11 protein-coding genes and 2 rRNA genes are annotated in these 18930 nt (G+C 64.7%); 10 read left to right on the forward strand and 3 right to left on the reverse strand.

The genetic code is table 11. From position 1 onward, the window contains the following. Nucleotides 1-14: 14 nt before the first annotated feature. Nucleotides 15-1565: an FAD-dependent oxidoreductase gene (locus ACY466_RS05775; protein WP_463250583.1), complete on the reverse strand. Its 1551-nt coding sequence runs from the start codon at nucleotides 1563-1565 to the stop codon at nucleotides 15-17. Nucleotides 1566-1630: 65 nt separating this feature from the next. Here ACY466_RS05775 and ACY466_RS05780 point away from each other — a divergent pair, with 65 nt between their 5' ends. Further along, complete coding sequence (locus ACY466_RS05780) at nucleotides 1631-2230, forward strand: helix-turn-helix domain-containing protein (RefSeq protein ID WP_463250585.1); 600 nt, start codon at nucleotides 1631-1633, stop codon at nucleotides 2228-2230. A 155-nt stretch (nucleotides 2231-2385) separates the two neighbouring features. Continuing rightward, complete coding sequence (locus ACY466_RS05785) at nucleotides 2386-4029, forward strand: FAD-binding dehydrogenase (RefSeq protein ID WP_463250587.1); 1644 nt, start codon at nucleotides 2386-2388, stop codon at nucleotides 4027-4029. Here the strand turns inward: ACY466_RS05785 and ACY466_RS05790 are convergent. Then, the gene (locus tag ACY466_RS05790) at nucleotides 4022-4669 is read right to left on the reverse strand and encodes an MBL fold metallo-hydrolase (RefSeq protein WP_463250590.1); all 648 of its coding nucleotides are present in this window, start codon (nucleotides 4667-4669) and stop codon (nucleotides 4022-4024) included. The genes ACY466_RS05785 and ACY466_RS05790 overlap by 8 nt on opposite strands. A gap of 107 nt (nucleotides 4670-4776) precedes the next feature. Here ACY466_RS05790 and purS point away from each other — a divergent pair, with 107 nt between their 5' ends. Both purS and purQ read left to right on the forward strand, forming a co-directional pair. Then, nucleotides 4777-5010 carry a phosphoribosylformylglycinamidine synthase subunit PurS gene (purS, locus tag ACY466_RS05795; RefSeq protein WP_463250592.1) on the forward strand — a complete coding sequence of 78 codons (234 nt, stop codon included), beginning with the start codon at nucleotides 4777-4779 and terminating at the stop codon, nucleotides 5008-5010. Nucleotides 5011-5015: 5 nt separating this feature from the next. Next, nucleotides 5016-5732, forward strand: a complete 717-nt coding sequence (gene purQ / locus ACY466_RS05800) for a phosphoribosylformylglycinamidine synthase subunit PurQ (RefSeq protein WP_463250594.1) — start codon at nucleotides 5016-5018, stop codon at nucleotides 5730-5732. A 21-nt stretch (nucleotides 5733-5753) separates the two neighbouring features. Here purQ and ACY466_RS05805 read toward each other — a convergent pair whose 3' ends face one another. Continuing rightward, on the reverse strand, nucleotides 5754-7022 hold the full coding sequence (locus tag ACY466_RS05805; RefSeq protein WP_463250596.1) for an alpha-amylase family protein: 1269 nt from the start codon (nucleotides 7020-7022) through the stop codon (nucleotides 5754-5756). Nucleotides 7023-7142: 120 nt separating this feature from the next. On the opposite strand from ACY466_RS05805, the gene ACY466_RS05810 reads away from it, so the two are divergent. The 6 genes from ACY466_RS05810 to ACY466_RS05835 all read left to right on the forward strand — a co-directional run bounded on the left by ACY466_RS05810 (nucleotide 7143) and on the right by ACY466_RS05835 (nucleotide 18838). Further along, on the forward strand, nucleotides 7143-8417 hold the full coding sequence (locus ACY466_RS05810) for a M18 family aminopeptidase (protein ID WP_463250599.1): 1275 nt from the start codon (nucleotides 7143-7145) through the stop codon (nucleotides 8415-8417). Between the two features lie 99 nt (nucleotides 8418-8516). Continuing rightward, a complete protein-coding gene (purL, locus tag ACY466_RS05815; RefSeq protein WP_463250601.1) occupies nucleotides 8517-10835 on the forward strand; it encodes a phosphoribosylformylglycinamidine synthase subunit PurL in 2319 nt (772 codons plus the stop codon). 82 nt (nucleotides 10836-10917) lie between these two features. After that, nucleotides 10918-12651, forward strand: coding sequence for an alpha/beta hydrolase (locus ACY466_RS05820; protein ID WP_463252145.1), 1734 nt, complete (start codon nucleotides 10918-10920; stop codon nucleotides 12649-12651). Nucleotides 12652-12829: 178 nt separating this feature from the next. Continuing rightward, the gene (locus ACY466_RS05825; RefSeq protein ID WP_463250602.1) at nucleotides 12830-13294 is read left to right on the forward strand and encodes a lysostaphin resistance A-like protein; all 465 of its coding nucleotides are present in this window, start codon (nucleotides 12830-12832) and stop codon (nucleotides 13292-13294) included. A gap of 525 nt (nucleotides 13295-13819) precedes the next feature. Beyond that, nucleotides 13820-15338: ribosomal RNA gene (locus tag ACY466_RS05830) — 16S ribosomal RNA — on the forward strand. A 363-nt stretch (nucleotides 15339-15701) separates the two neighbouring features. Next, nucleotides 15702-18838 (forward strand): 23S ribosomal RNA (locus tag ACY466_RS05835). The 16S and 23S rRNA genes sit together here, the layout of an rRNA operon. Nucleotides 18839-18930: the final 92 nt, after the last annotated feature.

The following is an 18930-nucleotide window of genomic DNA, read 5'->3' on the forward strand; positions in this document are numbered from 1 at the left end:
TAGCCGCTTCGGCGTCAGGGGCGCCTGCGGACCGCGATCAGCACGTCGTCGGAGTGGTGACCGACGCCGGACCCACTCGTGGGCGACACCCTGGGCCGGGTCTCGTCGGTGTGAACGGTCCACTCGTTCGCGTCGAGCGACAGCGCGATCGCGTGTGGGGAGACGAAGTCGGTCGGGGCGAACCCGGCCCAGTCGTGACCGGGAACCGGGGTGTGGCCGACGACGAGCAGCGTCCCGCCCGGTGCGACGGCGTCGACCAGCGAGGCGAGAGCCTCCGGTCCCGCCGAACGCAGGATGCCGAAGTAGTGCATCGACACGAGGTCGAACGATGCCGTCGGGAACGGATCGACGAGTAGATCCCGCTGTTCCCAGGCCACGTCCGGATGGGTGGCCCGAGCGCGCTCGATGGCGACGGCAGAGATGTCCACGGCGGTGACGGTCCACCCGTGTTCGGCCAGCCAGCGCACGTCGGCGCCTTCGCCGGCGCCGACGTCGAGCGCGCGGCCGGGTTTCAGGTGCTCGACTTCGCTGACCAGGGACGCGTTGGGATTGCCGCTCCATCGTTGCTCGGCTCCGCGGTAGAGCTCGTCCCAGAACGCACCGTCGAGGACCGTGGGGTGGCGACGTCGCTGCACCGCCGACTCGGTCTCCTCGTCGATGAGGTGGGCGTTGACCGCTGCTCCGACGAAGGCGCCGGCAGCCGTGGCCGCGATGACCGTGTGCTGAGGGTTGTTCAGGTTTCCGGCCACCCACACGCCGGGGACGGAGGTCGCGCCCATCGCGTCGGCCTCGACGATGTCGCCGAATCCGGTGGGGTGGGCAACGGTGACGAGGCCGAGCGGGTCGAGAAGGGCGCAGCGTGCGGTGAATGTCGTGGCCACGGCGAGGGCGTCGAGTTCGACGCTCGTCCCGTCTTCCAGGGCGAGGCCGGACAGTCGATCCTGTTCCGTCACCACGTGATCGACGGGTGTCTCGACGATCTCGACGCGGCGGGCGACGAGCATCTCGCGGTCCTCGTCGGTCAGGGCGTTCCCGTTGGTGACGTAGGTGAGCGTGTCGGTCCACTGCCGCCACATCCGAGCGTGATGAACGCTGAAAGGTCCGGTGTGGAGTACGCCGATGCGTCGGTCCTGGATTTCCCACCCGTCGCAGTACGGACACTGGACGACGTCGCGACCCCAGCGCTCCGCCACGCCCTCGATCTCGGGCAGGACGTCCGTCATGCCGGTGGTGACGACGAGGCGGCGAGCGGTGAAGTGGCGCCCGTCGTCGGTGGTCGCGGTGAAGTCCCCGACGCTTCCGGAGAGCGTATCGACGGTGGCGTCGACGACGGTGACGTCGTACCGCTCGAGGTCGGCTCGCCCGTTCTTCAGGTAGTCGAGCGGCGAGGTGTGGTCGCGTCCGAGGACGCCGTGCATGTGGGAGGCCGGTGCGTTGCGGGGAGTCCCGTTGTCCAGGACGACGACTCGGCGGCGCGCGCGGCCGAGCATCAGGGCGGCACTGAGGCCCGCGGAGCCGCCGCCGATCACCAGGACGTCGGCTGTGGTGTGGGTGTGCGATGTCATGGCGACACCCTGCACCCGTACGTGTGAATTTGACAAACAACTTTGCTGAAAGTGCAATAGCGAACATGACCGCGACCCCTGGATCCGACGACGTCGACTCCGTCCTGACGGCGATCGGCCCCCGGTTGCGCGCGCTGCGGCGTCGTGCGGACGTGACGCTCGCCGTGGTGTCCGAGCGAACCGGGATTCCGGTGAGCACTCTGTCGCGATTGGAGTCCGGCCAGCGCAAACCGAGTCTCGAACTGCTGCTGCCGCTCGCGAAGGTCTACGAGGTCCCGCTCGACGACATCGTCGACGCCCCGGAGACCGGCGACCCCCGGGTACACCTGAAGCCGCAGTCGCGCCACGGCATGACGGTGGTACCGCTGACTCGGCGGCCGGGGGGACTGCAGGCGTTCAAGCAGATCATCCCGGCCGGCCCGCGGGTGGAGGATCCGGCGCTGGGCTCGCACGAGGGGTATCATTGGCTCTACGTCCTCAACGGCCGACTGCGGCTGATTCTCGGGGAGCAGGACCTGGTGCTGGGGCCCGGCGAGGTGGCGGAGTTCGACACGCACCTGCCGCACTGGTTCGGTTCCGCGGACACTGCGCCGGTGGAGTACCTCGGCATCTTCGGACCGCAGGGGGAGAGGATGCACCTGCGGGCCAGCTACCCCGGGCGCTGACACGACGCCGCAACGACCTCCCGCGCACCCTGCGGCGACACGCGCACCGTGCACGGTGCGCGTCTCACTGCACGGTGCGCGCGTTCCGACGGGGCCGCGGCGGTCAGATCGCGCGAGCCTCCTCGGTCACCGAATTCGCCGTATACGGTGATTCCATGAGGACAACGGAAGCCGATGTCATCGTCGTCGGAGCAGGACTCGCCGGACTCGTCGCCACCGCCGAATTGATGGCGTCGGGCAAGCGCGTGATCCTCGTCGACCAGGAGAGCGAGGCGAACCTCGGCGGTCAGGCGTTCTGGTCGTTCGGCGGCCTGTTCTTCGTCGACAGCCCGGAGCAGCGACGACTCGGGATCAAGGACTCCTACGAACTCGCGCTGCAGGACTGGATGGGAACCGCCGGGTTCGACCGCGACGAGGACCACTGGCCGCGTCAGTGGGCGGAGGCCTACGTGGCGTTCGCCGCGGGTGAGAAGCGCAGTTGGCTCCGCGAGCGCGGACTCAAGATCTTCCCGCTGGTGGGGTGGGCCGAGCGTGGTGGTCAGGGCGCGACGGGGCCCGGCAACTCGGTGCCCCGGTTCCACCTGACGTGGGGAACCGGGCCCGCGCTGGTCGAGATCTTCGCGAAGACCGTGCGGGAGGGAATCGAGCGCGGCTCCGTCGTCACCGCCTTCCGGCACCAGGTCGACGAACTCGTGACCACGGACGGCGTCGTGACCGGCGTCCGGGGCTCGGTCCTCGAACCGTGCGAGCTCGATCGCGGAGTCGCATCCTCGCGCACCGTGGTCGGGGAGTTCGAATTCGCCGCGGGCGCAACGATCGTCACCTCGGGCGGTATCGGCGGTAACTGGGATCTGGTGAAGAAGAACTGGCCGACGCGCATGGGTCGCGTACCCGAGCGGATGCTCACCGGCGTCCCGGCCCACGTCGACGGCCGCATGCTCGAGATCGCGCAGAACGCCGGGGGCACCGTCATCAACCCGGACCGCATGTGGCACTACACCGAGGGCATCACCAATTTCGATTCCGTCTGGCCGAACCACGGCATCCGCATTCTTCCCGGACCGTCGTCGCTGTGGCTCGACGCCACCGGTAAGCAGCTCCCGGCGCCGCTGTTTCCCGGATTCGACACCCTGGGAACGCTCGAGCACATCGTCTCCACCGGGTACGACTACACGTGGTTCGTGTTGGACCAGAAGATCATCGAGAAGGAATTCGGCCTGTCCGGCCAGGAGCAGAATCCCGATCTCACCGGCCAGAGCGTCGTGAAGCTGCTCGAACGCGTGCGCGCCGGAGCGCCCGGTCCCATCGAGGCGTTCAAGCAGCGCGGTGTCGACTTCGTCCTCGCCGACACCGTGGACGAACTGGTCGCCGGGATGAACAAGATCGGCGAGGTCACGCTGGATGCGGCGGACATCGAACGCATCGTCGTCGCGCGCGATCGCGAGATGGACAACCCCTTCAGCAAGGATCTGTCGATCTCCGCCATCCACGCGGCGCGACAGTACAAGGGAGACAAGGCCGCTCGCATCGCGTCACCGCACAAGCTGCTGGACGCGGCGTCCGGCCCACTGATCGCGGTGAAGCTGCACCTGTTGACCCGAAAGTCGCTGGGCGGGTTGCAGACCAACCTGAACTCGCAGGTCCTCCGGGCCGACGGAACACCGTTCCCGGGTCTCTACGCGGCCGGCGAGGTCGCCGGGTTCGGCGGCGGCGGCGTACACGGATACCGCTCGCTCGAGGGCACGTTCCTCGGCGGCTGCATCTTCTCCGGCCGCGCCGCCGGGCGTGCGCTCAGCTGACCGACAGCGTGTTCTCCGGACTCCACGTCCGGAACTCGGTGCCCTCGGCGGCCATGTCCGCGTAGCGGCCGAAGTAGATGCCCTTGGCCTGATCGGCGACGACTGCGTCGTGAATGGGGAAGGCGACGCGAGGGTTGACGTCCCGGAGGAAGTCCACCGCTTCGCTGAGCTTGAGCCAGGGCGCCGCGGTGGGCAGAGCGAGCACGTCGACCTGCGCCACCGGCACCACGAGGGAATCGCCCGGATGCAGGAACTGCGCGGGCCGCTCCGCTGTGCCCAGCAGGTAGGCGGTGTTGTCGATCAGCGGGATGTCCGGATGAATGACGGCATGGGTGCCGCCCGCGCCCGTCACGTGCACGTCACCGACGGTGAAGGCGTCGCCCGCCGCCACCGCGGTCCACGCCGCGCCCAGTTCGTGAGCGGTCTGGGGATCGGCGTAGAGCGCCGCGTCGGGATTGGCCTCGAGCAACGCCGGCAGACGTTCGGCGTCCACGTGATCGGGATGCTGATGCGTGATCAGGATGGCGTCCAGCCCGGTGATGCCTTCGAAACCGTGGGAGAAGTTCCCCGGGTCGAACAGGACGGTGGACCCCGCCAGCGACACCATCACGCAGGAATGTCCGAAGTGAGTCAGCTCCATGCCACGAGTATGCGCCGGGTTCGTGGACGGCAGGGTCCGGTGGGTAAACTTCCGCAGGTTCCACCATCACGCCCCCGCACCGTTACCGAAGCATCAGGAGTTCTCACGTGGCCCGTGTCGTAGTCGACGTCATGCCCAAGGCGGAAATTCTCGATCCCCAGGGCCAGGCCATCGTGGGTGCGCTTCCCCGACTGGGATTCACCGGCATCTCGGATGTGCGGCAGGGCAAGCGGTTCGAGCTCGAGGTGTCCGACGACGTCGACGACGCCACGCTCGACCAGATCGCCGAGACCTTCCTGGCCAACACCGTCATCGAGGAATGGAAAGTGACCCGGCTGTGAGCGGCATGGACAACCGACCGGCCTCCGGCCTTCCCGTGGACAACCGACCGGCCAAAATCGGCGTCATCACCTTCCCCGGCACCCTCGACGACATCGACGCCTCCCGCGCCGTGACCGCCTCCGGCGCCGAGGCGGTCGGACTGTGGCACGGAGACGAGGATCTGAAGGGCGTCGACGCGGTCGTCGTTCCCGGTGGCTTCTCCTACGGTGACTACCTCCGTGCCGGTGCCATCGCACGCTTCGCTCCCGTGATGGGAGCCGTGATCGACGCCGCGCGCAAGGGTATGCCGGTACTGGGCATCTGCAACGGCTTCCAGGTCCTGTGCGAAGCCGGTCTGCTGCCCGGAGCGTTGACCCGTAACGCCAACCTGCACTTCACCTGCCGGGACCAGTGGTTGACCGTGGAGAGCACGTCGACGGCGTGGTCGTCCCGCTACGAGGCGGGGGCGCAGATCCTGGTTCCGCTCAAGTCCGGCGAGGGACGCTTCCAGGCGTCCGAGTCGGTGCTCGACGAGCTCGAGGGTGAGGGGCGCGTCGTGTTCCGCTACAGCGGCGACAACCCCAACGGTTCGCAGCGCTCCATCGCGGGCATCTCGTCGGCGAACGGTCGGGTGGTCGGACTCATGCCGCACCCCGAGCACGCCACCGAGGCACTCACCGGGCCCAGCGACGACGGCCTCGGCATCTTCTACTCCGCACTGGACGCCATCGTCTCGGCCTGACGCCATGCCCCACACGGGGAACTACCGCAGGTAGATGCCCCACCCGTGCGGTGCGACCTTCTCGCCCGTGTGCTCGGCGCCCGCGAGCAGTTCGCCCCTCGGCGCCCGCACCTCGTCGTCCGACAGATTGACCACGAGCGTGAGGCGCGTCCCGGAATCCGGGTCCGTCGCCGTCAGCGACACACCCGTGTTCGACAGGTGCGAGACCTCCGACGCAGAGCGGTACAACCAGGGGTAGCGCCGCCGAACTCCGATGAGCGTCTGGTGCATTCGGTAGGTCGGCCAGCCGTACGGCGCCAGGTCCTCCGACGACGCCGGGAACTCCGGCCGGATCGCGTCGTCACCACCGACGCGTTCTTCCTTCACACCGCGAAAACCCTGCTCGTCGCCGTAGTAGATGCTCGGCACGCCCGCGGTGAAGAGCAGAAGAGCGGTGGCGATGTCCACGTGGCGCTCGTCGGTGAGCGTGCTGGCGATGCGCGTGACGTCGTGGTTGCCCACGAACGTGGCCGGGACGAAGGTGCCGAGCAACTCGTCGTGGCGGCCCAGTGCGTGGGCGAACTCGAACAGATTCGCGTCGTTCAGCGCGCTCCACGTGGCTTTCCAGAGCTCGTACTGGGTGACCGAGTCGAGTCCCGCGCGCGTCACGTAATCCGCGTAGTCGCCGTGGATCATCTCGCCGACGATCCACGCGTCGGGATAGCTCTCGCGAACCCGCGGCAGTACGGCAGCCCAGAATTCCGGGGACACCGCGTACGCGGCGTCGAGACGCCACCCGTCGATGCCGCGGCCCAGCCAGTGGGTCATGACGTCGACGACGTGGTCCTGCACGGCCGGATTGTCGTGGTTCAGCGTGACCAACAGGTCGTGGCCCTCGAAGGCCACCGGTTCACCGTTCGTCCACCGGAACCAGCGCCCCGCGTCCGAGTCGGGGCCCTGTTCCATGGCCTCGACGAATTTCGCGTGCCCCCGACCGACGTGGTTGAAGACGCCGTCGAAGAGGACTCGCACACCCTTGTCCTGCGCGCGGGCGATCAGGGCGTCGAGGTCGGAGGCGGAACCGAGGCGGCCGTCGACGCGAAAGTGGTCGACCGTGTCGTAGCCGTGCGTGGACGACGCGAACACAGGGCCGAGCGAGAGTCCGTTGCACCCGAGGTCGAGAAGGTAGTCGAACCAGTCGCCGATGCGGTCCAGCCGATGCTCGACGCCGTCGATCGCGTCGGTCTCGGCGCCGACGAATCCCAGCGGATACACCTGCCACCAGATGGCGTGCTCTACCCAACCGGGCATCGGACTCTCCTCGCAGTTTCACTTGCCGCACTGGCACTTCACCGATCCGGCGGACCCGTCGGTCGCGACACTACGGGCACCGGCGACCGCGCGGACCGTCCGCGCCTACCATCGACACCCATGGCGTCCCTCACCTCGGCCACTGCATCCGGACTGTGTTCCTTCGTGGACGCGTCGCCCTCGCCGTTCCACGTCGTGGCGACCGTGTCGGCGGAACTGGTCGCGAACGGTTTCACCGTCGTCGACGAGACCGAGAGCTGGCCCGGCGAGCCGGGCCGCTACCTGGTGGTACGCGGAGGCTCGCTGATCGCGTGGTCCACCGAGAACTGCCCGGACGGCCCCTTCCGCATCGTCGGCGGTCACACCGACAGCCCCAATCTGCGGGTCAAACAGAACCCCGATCTGACGTCGGCCGGGTGGCAGATGGTGGGCCTCGAGCCGTACGGCGGGGCGTGGCTCAACTCCTGGCTCGACCGTGACCTCGGCATCTCCGGCCGTCTCGGGGTGCGGGACGGCGACGCGGTGCGCGAGGTCCTGGTACGCGTCGATCGGCCGATCCTGCGAGTGCCGCAGCTCGCGATCCACCTGTCCGAGGACCGCAAGGGCGTGACGCCGAATCCGCAGAACCATCTGAACGCGATCTGGGGCACCGGCCGCTCGCCGCGCTCGTTCCTCGGGTTCTTGGCCGACGAGGTGGGTGTCGACTCGGTCGACGTTCTGGGGTGGGAGCTGATGACTCACGATCTGGCCCCGTCCGCGGTGGTCGGCTTGACCGAGGACCTGGTCAGTGCGCCGCGACTGGACAACCAGGGCACTTGTTACGCCGGCACGTCGGCGCTGCTCGCTGCCGCGGCCGGGGCCGAGGACGTGGTGCCCGTGCTCGCCCTCTTCGATCACGAGGAGGTCGGCAGCATGTCCGACCGAGGCGCGTTCTCCGATCTGATGAACACGGTCCTCGAGCGGATCGTGCTGGCCCGCGGCGGCGGTCGCGAAGAGTTTCTGCGCACGATGGCCGGATCGATCCACGCGTCCGGCGACATGGCGCACGCCACTCATCCCAACTACGCCGAGCGGCACGAACCCGCTCACCGGATCGAGGTCAACGGCGGCCCGGTGCTCAAGGTCAACCAGAATCTGCGCTACGCCACCGACGCGTCCGGCGCCGCCGCCTTCGCGCTGGCGTGCGAGCGCGCCGACGTTCCCCTGCAGCGGTACGTCCACCGGGCCGATCTCCCGTGCGGCTCGACGATCGGCCCCATCACCGCCTCGCGCACCGGATTGACGACCGTCGATGTCGGCGCACCGCAGCTGGCGATGCATTCGGCGCGGGAACTGATGGGTGCTCACGACGTGGACATGTACGCCGACGCGCTCGCCGCGTTCCTGGGCGCCTGACCGCGCCCGGCCGTCGGCGTGCGGCCCGGTCGGTGGGGCCGGTGGACTCGACATAGAATGACCTCGCAATTCTGTGCCGAGGGAAGGACCCACCCACCGATGTCTGTCGAGTCCGCTCCTCAGGTCGACACCGTGTCCGACGCCGTAGCCGCGCCGGACACCGCTCAGCCGTACACCGAGCTCGGTCTGAAGGACGACGAGTACGCCCGCATCAAGGAGATCCTCGGCCGCCGTCCGACCGACGCCGAACTGGCGATGTACTCGGTGATGTGGAGCGAGCACTGCTCGTACAAGTCGTCGAAGGTGCATCTGAAGTACTTCGGTGAGACCACCACCGACGAGATGCGGTCGAGCATGCTCGCCGGTATCGGCGAGAACGCCGGTGTCGTCGACGTCGGCGACGGGTGGGCCGTCACGTTCAAGGTGGAGAGCCACAACCACCCCTCGTTCGTCGAGCCGTATCAGGGCGCGGCCACCGGAGTCGGCGGGATCGTCCGCGACATCATGGCCATGGGTGCCCGGCCGATCGCCGTGATGGACCAGTTGCGTTTCGGAGCGGCCGACGCGCCCGACACCCGACGCGTCCTCGAGGGCATCGTGCGTGGCGTCGGGGGGTACGGGAATTCGCTCGGTCTGCCTAACGTGGGTGGCGAGACCGTGTTCGACGCGTCCTACGCCGGCAATCCGCTGGTGAACGCCCTGTGCGCCGGTGTCATGCGCACCGAGGATCTGCACCTGGCGTTCGCGTCGGGCACAGGTAACAAGATCATCCTGTTCGGAGCGCGCACCGGGCTCGACGGCATCGGCGGAGTGTCCGTGCTCGCGTCGGAGACGTTCGACGCGGAGCAGGAAGACGCCGAAGGCGGAGCCGGACAGTCGAAAGGCCGTCGCAAGCTGCCGGCCGTGCAGGTCGGGGACCCGTTCACCGAGAAGGTGCTGATCGAGTGCTGTCTCGAGCTGTACGCCCAGAAGCTCGTCGTCGGTATCCAGGACCTCGGTGGGGCCGGACTGTCCTGCGCCACATCGGAACTGGCTGCGGCCGGCGACGGTGGCATGCACATCGCGCTCGACCGAGTACCGCTGCGCGCGACCGGCATGACCCCCGCCGAAGTTCTCTCCAGCGAGTCGCAGGAGCGCATGTGCGCGGTGGTCGCACCGGAGAACGTCGACGAGTTCATGGCCGTCTGCGCCAAGTGGGACGTGTTGGCCACCGACATCGGTGAGGTCACCGACGGCACCAACCTGGTCATCACCTGGAACGGCGAGACCGTCGTCGACGTTCCTCCGCGAACCGTCGCGCACGACGGCCCGGTGTACAGCCGACCGGTCGAGCGGCCCGCCGCTCAGGACGCCCTGGTCGCGAACACCACCGAGGGGCTGCCGCGACCCGAGACGGCTGTCGAACTGCGCGAAACGCTGCTGAAGATGATCAGCTCCCCGCAGCTGTGCAGTCGGCGTCTCATCACCGAGCAGTACGACCGCTACGTCCGCGGCAACACCGTTCTCGCGGAGCACGCCGACGCCGGGGTGATCCGGATCGACGAGGCGACGGGTCGCGGTATCGCCCTGTCGACGGATGCGTCGGGCCGATACACGGCGCTCGACCCGTATCGCGGAGCGCAGCTGGCTCTGGCGGAAGCGTTCCGCAACGTCGCCACCACGGGCGCGACCCCGAAGGCCGTCACCAACTGCTTGAACTTCGGTTCCCCGGAGGACCCCGGAGTCATGTGGCAGTTCCAGCAGGCGGTGCGCGGACTCGCGGACGGTTGCGTCGAGCTGGGCATTCCCGTCACCGGCGGCAACGTGAGTTTCTACAACCAGACGGGGTCGACGCCGATTCTGCCCACGCCCGTGGTGGGCGTGTTGGGAGTCATCGACGACGTTCACCGCCGTATTCCCACCGGCATCGGCCTGGAGCCCGGCGAGACGCTGATTCTGCTCGGGGACACGCACGACGAGTTCGACGGCTCCATCTGGGCGCAGGTGGTTCACGACCATCTCGGTGGCGTTCCGCCGCGCGTCGACCTCGCGCGGGAACAGCTGCTGGCGGACATTCTGCTCGCGTCGAGTCGGGACGGTCTGGTCACCGCAGCGCACGATCTCTCCGAGGGTGGTCTGGCGCAGACCGTCGTCGAGGTCGCGTTGGCGGGTGAGACCGGTTGTCGCATACTGCCGCCCGAGGGAACAGATCCTTTCGTCACGATGTTCTCGGAGTCGTCCGGGCGGGTACTCGTTGCCGTGCCTCGGACGGAAGAGACACGTTTCACGGGGATGTGCAGTGCGAGGGGGTTGCCATGGGTACGCATCGGTGTCGCGGACGAGGGGTCGAGCGAGGTCGAGTTCCAAGGCCTGTTCACGGTGCCGCTGAGCGAACTCCGTGAGGCGTACGAAGGAACGCTTCCCCGACTCTTCGGCTGATCCGCTCGGTCGGTCGGCCGACCCGGATACGTCGAACAACCGCCCGTCGGAGAGCGCGGGAACCTCGTTCTCGTTCGAGGAATTGCCCGCGTACGTTCTCGCTTCGGCTACGCGCACGGTGCGGAAACACCCTGCGGTCGTGTGGTTCTGGGGTCTGCTTCGATTGGACGTCAGCGGTATCGCGTTCGGTGCGCTGTTCTTCTGTTGGTCGCTGACGCCGTCGCTGCTTCCGCGCGGGTGGCTGTTCCAGGGAATCGTCAGTGGAATCACCGCGGCCATCGGATACGGGGTCGGCGTCGCGGTGGGCTGGATCCTGCTGCGAACCGTTCTTCGCCAACAGCCCTGGTGGCCGCTCCCGGTTCGGCTGGAGCGAGCGCTGCTGGTCGCCGTGCCGATCGTGGCGACCGTGGCCGGAGCGATCATGCTCTATGCGTCGGCGGAGTGGCAGCGCCAGGTGGCGGCGTTGATGGACGCGGAAGGTCTGGCCACCTCCGGATTCCTGCGCACCGGCGTGATCAGCGTCGTGGTGTGTGCCGCGCTGATCGGACTGTGGCAAGTGCTCCGCGATCTACGACGTTTCGTCGTCGGGTCCATCCTTCGACTCATCCGGCTGCCTCGCTGGGTGGCGAATCTGATCGGTCTGGTGCTGATCGTGACCGTGCTGGTGACGCTGGTGCAGGGTGTTCTGCTGCGCGGCACGATGACCGTCGCCAATTCGGTCTTCAGTTCGCAGAACGGCAACACGCGGGACGGTGCCGAGCAGCCGACCGTTCCCGAACGTTCGGGGAGTCCGGATTCGCCCATCAGTTGGGACACACTGGGTTTCGAGGGACGCAACTTCGTGTCCGGAGGGCTGTCCGCGGACGAGATGCAGCGCGCCACCGGCCGCGAGTCCCGGCAGGCGATTCGGGTGTACGTCGGCCTCGACAGTGCCGAGACGCCCGAGGAACGAATGGACCTGTTGGTGGGGGAGCTCGATCGAACCGATGCGTTCTCCCGCCAGGCCATCGTGGTCATCCCCACGACGGGAACCGGATGGGTGAATCCCACGGCTGCCCGCGCGGTGGAACTGATGTACGACGGCGACGTGGCCCTGGTCGCGTCCCAGTATTCGTTCCTGCCGAGCTGGATTTCGTTCCTGGCCGACAGGGAGAAAGCCGCGGCGGCCGGTGACGAGCTGATCGGCCGGGTTCACGAGCGGTGGGTGCAGGAGCCGGCGGAGAGTCGGCCCAAGTTCTACCTCTACGGCGAAAGCCTGGGTACGCAGGCCGGTGAGGGCGCGTTCGCCGACATCGCGGATATTCGGAGCACCGTCGACGGGGTGCTGTGGGTCGGCCCGCCCAACTCGAACCGCATCTGGTCGACGTACGTCGACCGTCGTGATCCCGGAACCACCGAGGTCCAGCCCGTGTACGCGGGTGGCCTGCTCATGCGGTTCGCGGACAGTTCGAGAGACGTCGAGGCGCTGTCCGGGGAGTGGCCCTTCCCACGAGTTCTGTACATCCAACATCCCTCCGACCCCATCGTCTGGTGGACGCCGGACCTGCTGTTCCAACGTCCGGATTGGCTGGCCGAACCGGCCGGATACGACCGTCTTCCCAGCATGCGGTGGTTCCCGTTCGTGACGTTCTGGCAGGTGAGCGCGGATCTGACCAACGCGGCCGGAGTTCCGGACGGGCACGGGCACAACTACGGAACGACCGTGCTCGACGGTTTCGCCGCGGTCGCTGCCCCCGAAGGGTGGACCCCGGCCGACACCGAGCGGGTGCGCGTGGTGATGAACGAGTACGCCGATGCCGACGGTCCCGAGAAGTAGCGCACCGGTCCGCGGACCGTTGGGCTATGCCGCGCTCGCCGGTGCCGCCCTGGCGTGGAACATCGGGGTGGGGCCCTCGTTGCCCGTCGGGCCACGAGGGCGTGCGATCACCAATGCCGTTGTGGGCGTTGGCTTTGCCGCAATGGCGTCGCGTGGCCGACGCGTGGAGGAGATCGGCATGACGCGATTCGCGGGTGGATTCGCCTTGGGGTCGGCAGTGTCGGTCGTGCCGTTGACCGGGTACGCCGTGGCCGCCCTGGTCCCCGGTATCCGGAAACGCGTGGCGTCACTGCCGCCCGAGGACAAGCCGGGGGAGTGGCTGTCGGTGAGAATTCCGCTGGGCACCGTGGTGTGCGAGGAGCTGATCTTCCGCAGCGCTCTCGACGGCGTCGGTACCGGCGTGTTCGGTCGTGTCGGTTCGTCGATCGCCGGGTCGGTCGTCTTCGGGATCTGGCACCTGCCGGTCGCGCGGGGTCGGCTGTCGACTCTCGTCGCCACCGGTCTCGGGGGAGTTCTGTTCGGTTACCTGCGGCACCGAAGCGGCAGTGTGATCGCGCCGGCACTTCTGCACTACTCGCTGAACGCCGGTGGCGCGGGGTTGCGGGTGTACGCCGCTCGTCGGCGTTCCCGTGCCGACACCTGAGCAGCCGAATGCGCGCCCCTGGTGGCCCTGTAGGCGCTGTGACCAGTGGATTTGCGTTGTGGTTGGTGGTGGCGTAACTTTCTTCGAGTCAGAGCGACACGGACACCGACCGAAGACCTGAGGGTCTGGCGAACGAGGTTGTACGGAGTCGCATGGCTGGGACAGAAAAGGTTCGTCTGCACGTGGTGTAGGCTGAGCGGACAGTCCACTTCCTGATCGGCCGGCGCAGGGTTTGCGTGTGTTCGGTGGTCGGGTTCAGGCTCGAACGGTTGCCCCGGATCTTGCTCGCTTCGGCGGGTGGTGATGGTGTGTGCGTGTTCTTTGAGAACTCAACAGTGTGTCGATGAATGTCAGTGCCAATTGTTTTTGGTTTGCTGGTTTCTTCTCTTCTTCCCGTCGAGGGGGAACTGGTTCTTTTTTGTCAGCAATGGAGTATTGCTGGCGTGAGTTTTATTGCTGGATTTGGCTCTCTAGTTTTCATTCATCGCCCGGGCTGTTCTGGTCTGTGGTGGTGGGTATGAGTCTTCAACGGAGAGTTTGATCCTGGCTCAGGACGAACGCTGGCGGCGTGCTTAACACATGCAAGTCGAACGGTAAGGCCCTTCGGGGTACACGAGTGGCGAACGGGTGAGTAACACGTGGGTGATCTGCCCTGCACTTCGGGATAAGCCCGGGAAACTGGGTCTAATACCGGATATGACTGCAGCATGCATGTGCTGTGGTGGAAAGATTTATCGGTGCAGGATGGGCCCGCGGCCTATCAGCTTGTTGGTGGGGTAATGGCCTACCAAGGCGACGACGGGTAGCCGGCCTGAGAGGGCGACCGGCCACACTGGGACTGAGACACGGCCCAGACTCCTACGGGAGGCAGCAGTGGGGAATATTGCACAATGGGCGCAAGCCTGATGCAGCGACGCCGCGTGAGGGATGACGGCCTTCGGGTTGTAAACCTCTTTCAGCAGGGACGAAGCGTGAGTGACGGTACCTGCAGAAGAAGCACCGGCCAACTACGTGCCAGCAGCCGCGGTAATACGTAGGGTGCAAGCGTTGTCCGGAATTACTGGGCGTAAAGAGCTCGTAGGCGGTTTGTCGCGTCGTCTGTGAAAACCAGCAGCTCAACTGCTGGCGTGCAGGCGATACGGGCAGACTTGAGTATTTCAGGGGAGACTGGAATTCCTGGTGTAGCGGTGAAATGCGCAGATATCAGGAGGAACACCGGTGGCGAAGGCGGGTCTCTGGGAAATAACTGACGCTGAGGAGCGAAAGCGTGGGTAGCGAACAGGATTAGATACCCTGGTAGTCCACGCCGTAAACGGTGGGCGCTAGGTGTGGGTTTCCTTCCACGGGATCCGTGCCGTAGCTAACGCATTAAGCGCCCCGCCTGGGGAGTACGGCCGCAAGGCTAAAACTCAAAGGAATTGACGGGGGCCCGCACAAGCGGCGGAGCATGTGGATTAATTCGATGCAACGCGAAGAACCTTACCTGGGTTTGACATACACCGGAAAGCCGTAGAGATACGGCCCCCCTTGTGGTCGGTGTACAGGTGGTGCATGGCTGTCGTCAGCTCGTGTCGTGAGATGTTGGGTTAAGTCCCGCAACGAGCGCAACCCTTGTCTTATGTTGCCAGCACGTGATGGTGGGGACTCGTAAGAGACTGCCGGGGTCAACTCGGAGGAAGGTGGGGACGACGTCAAGTCATCATGCCCCTTATGTCCAGGGCTTCACACATGCTACAATGGCCGGTACAGAGGGCTGCGATACCGTGAGGTGGAGCGAATCCCTTAAAGCCGGTCTCAGTTCGGATCGGGGTCTGCAACTCGACCCCGTGAAGTCGGAGTCGCTAGTAATCGCAGATCAGCAACGCTGCGGTGAATACGTTCCCGGGCCTTGTACACACCGCCCGTCACGTCATGAAAGTCGGTAACACCCGAAGCCGGTGGCCTAACCCCTTGTGGGAGGGAGCCGTCGAAGGTGGGATCGGCGATTGGGACGAAGTCGTAACAAGGTAGCCGTACCGGAAGGTGCGGCTGGATCACCTCCTTTCTAAGGAGCACATCTCGCTGGAGTACCACTCACACAGGTGGGAGGGAAACGGTGCAGAGACCATGCCGGCCCCGTTCGTGGGTCGGGTGGACGCTCATGGGTGGAACACTGACAACCGGAACCGGCAGTAGCGAGCATCCCTTGTGGTGGTCCGCTGGTTCTATATCGATGCACTGTTGGGTCCTGAGAGAACACGCGTGAGTGTGTTTTTTCATGGCAAGAACGAATACAGGCAATGCTGGTTGTGTCTATCGGCTTTCGTGGTGTCGGCTTCGGTCGGTGTCGTGGGGGTGTCTGAGAGCAGCGTGAACAGTGTTGTGTGTGTGTTGTTTGAGAACTGCACAGTGGACGCGAGCATCTTTGTTGTAAGTAATGAAGAGCGTACGGTGGATGCCTTGGCACCAGGAGCCGATGAAGGACGTAGGAGGCTGCGATAATCCTCGGGGAGCTGTCAACCGAGCTGAGATCCGAGGGTGTCCGAATGGGGAAACCCAGCACGAGTGATGTCGTGTTACCCGCGCCTGAATATATAGGGTGTGTGGAGGGAACGTGGGGAAGTGAAACATCTCAGTACCCACAGGAAGAGAAAACAACAGTGATTCCGTCAGTAGTGGCGAGCGAACGCGGATGAGGCCAAACCATGTGCATGTGATACCCGGCAGGGGTTGTGCGTGTGGGGTTGTGGGGTTTGTTTTTGTCGATTCTGCCGGATCGGCCGACAGTGAGAAATCGTGTGGTTAGTCGAAGTGGTCTGGGATGGCCTGTCGTAGAGGGTGAGAATCCCGTAGACGAAAACTGCGCGACTGTCGAAGTGAATGCCCAAGTAGCAGCGGGCCCGTGAAATCTGCTGTGAATCTGTCGGGACCACCCGATAAGCCTGAATACTCCCTGGTGACCGATAGCGGACTAGTACCGTGAGGGAAAGGTGAAAAGTACCCCGGGAGGGGAGTGAAATAGTACCTGAAACCGTGCGCTTACAATCCGTCAGAGCCGTTGCACAGTTTTGCTGTGGGTGGTGATGGCGTGCCTTTTGAAGAATGAGCCTGCGAGTCAGTGGTATGTGGCGAGGTTAACCCGTGTGGGGTAGCCGTAGCGAAAGCGAGTCCGAATAGGGCGTTTGAGTCGCATGCTCTGGACCCGAAGCGGAGTGATCTACCCATGGCCAGGGTGAAGCGACGGTAAGACGTCGTGGAGGCCCGAACCCACTTAGGTTGAAAACTGAGGGGATGAGTTGTGGGTAGGGGTGAAAGGCCAATCAAACTCCGTGATAGCTGGTTCTCCCCGAAATGCATTTAGGTGCAGCGTCGCGTGTTTCACTCTGGAGGTAGAGCTACTGGATGGTCTAGAGGGCCTACAAGCTTATCGAAATCAGCCAAACTCCGAATGCCAGGGTGTGAGAGCGCGGCAGTGAGACTGCGGGCGATAAGGTTCGTGGTCGAGAGGGAAACAGCCCAGATCGCCGGCTAAGGCCCCTAAGCGTGTACTAAGTGGAAAAGGATGTGAAGTCGCGAAGACAACCAGGAGGTTGGCTTAGAAGCAGCCACCCTTGAAAGAGTGCGTAATAGCTCACTGGTCAAGTGATTTTGCGCCGACAATGTAGCGGGGCTCAAGTACACCGCCGAAGCCGCGGCATTCACACGATAGCCCGCGCATGCCCTACGGGGTGTGTGCCAGGTGTGTGGATGGGTAGGGGAGCGTCGTGTGGCCAGGGAAGCGCCGGAGTGATCCAGGTGTGGAGGCCACGCGAGTGAGAATGCAGGCATGAGTAGCGAAAGACGAGTGAGAAACTCGTCCGCCGAATGATCAAGGGTTCCTGGGCCAGGTTAATCCGCCCAGGGTGAGTCGGGACCTAAGGCGAGGCCGACAGGCGTAGTCGATGGACAACGGGTTGATATTCCCGTACCCGTGTATCCGCGCCCATGACGAATCAGGGGTACTAACCGTCCAGAGCCTTCTGGAGCACCTTCGGGTGCCGTGGAGGTGATGCACGGGACCTTCTCTGGTAGTAGTCAAGCGATGGGGTGACGCAGGAAGGTAGCTGAGCCAGTCAGTGGTAACACTGGTGTAAGCCCGTAGGGCGAGTGATAGGCAAATCCGTCACTCACACAAGCCTGAGAGGTGATGCATAGCCGAATGAGGCGAATTCAGTGATCCTATGCTGCCGAGAAAAGCCTCTAGCGAGCTGGTACACGGCCCGTACCCCAAACCGACACAGGTGATCAGGTAGAGAATACCAAGGCGATCGAGATAACTATGGTTAAGGAACTCGGCAAAATGCCCCCGTAACTTCGGGAGAAGGGGGACCCCTGCCGGTGACGGAATTTACTTCCCGAGCTGGTGTGGGTCGCAGAGACCAGTGAGAAGCGACTGTTTACTAAAAACACAGGTCCGTGCGAAGTCGTAAGACGATGTATACGGACTGACGCCTGCCCGGTGCTGGAAGGTTAAGAGGACCGGTCAATCACTTCGGTGGTGAAGCTGAGAATTTAAGCCCCAGTAAACGGCGGTGGTAACTATAACCATCCTAAGGTAGCGAAATTCCTTGTCGGGTAAGTTCCGACCTGCACGAATGGCGTAACGACTTCTCAGCTGTCTCAACCATAGACTCGGCGAAATTGCATTACGAGTAAAGATGCTCGTTACGCGCGGCAGGACGAAAAGACCCCGGGACCTTCACTACAGCTTGGTATTGGTGTTCGGTTCGGTTTGTGTAGGATAGGTGGGAGACTGTGAAGCGGCCACGCCAGTGGTTGTGGAGTCGTTGTTGAAATACCACTCTGATCGTATTGGATACCTCAACCTCGGACCATGATCTGGTTCAGGGACAGTGCCTGGTGGGTAGTTTAACTGGGGCGGTTGCCTCCCAAAATGTAACGGAGGCGCCCAAAGGTTCCCTCAGCCTGGTTGGCAATCAGGTGTCGAGTGCAAGTGCACAAGGGAGCTTGACTGTGAGACTGACACGTCGAGCAGGGACGAAAGTCGGGACTAGTGATCCGGCACCGGCAAGTGGAAGCGGTGTCGCTCAACGGATAAAAGGTACCCCGGGGATAACAGGCTGATCTTCCCCAAGAGTCCATATCGACGGGATGGTTTGGCACCTCGATGTCGGCTCGTCGCATCCTGGGGCTGGAGTAGGTCCCAAGGGTTGGGCTGTTCGCCCATTAAAGCGGCACGCGAGCTGGGTTTAGAACGTCGTGAGACAGTTCGGTCTCTATCCGCCGCGCGCGTCAGAAACTTGAGGAAGGCTGTCCCTAGTACGAGAGGACCGGGACGGACGAACCTCTGGTGTGCCAGTTGTTCCACCAGGAGCACCGCTGGTTAGCTACGTTCGGAAGGGATAACCGCTGAAAGCATCTAAGCGGGAAGCCTGTTCCAAGATGAGGTTTCTCACCCCCTCGAGGGGGTAAGGCCCCCGGCAGACCACCGGGTCGATAGGCCAGAACTGGAAGTACAGCAATGTATGCAGGTGACTGGTACTAATAGGCCGAGGACTTACACCGAAGAAGCTACGCGTCCACTGTGCAGTATCTGAAACAACACACGAGTGTTCAGATGAACAGCACCACCCCCGATCACCGACCCCGGATGCCGG

The organism is Rhodococcus sp. K11/5, from assembly GCF_055193735.1.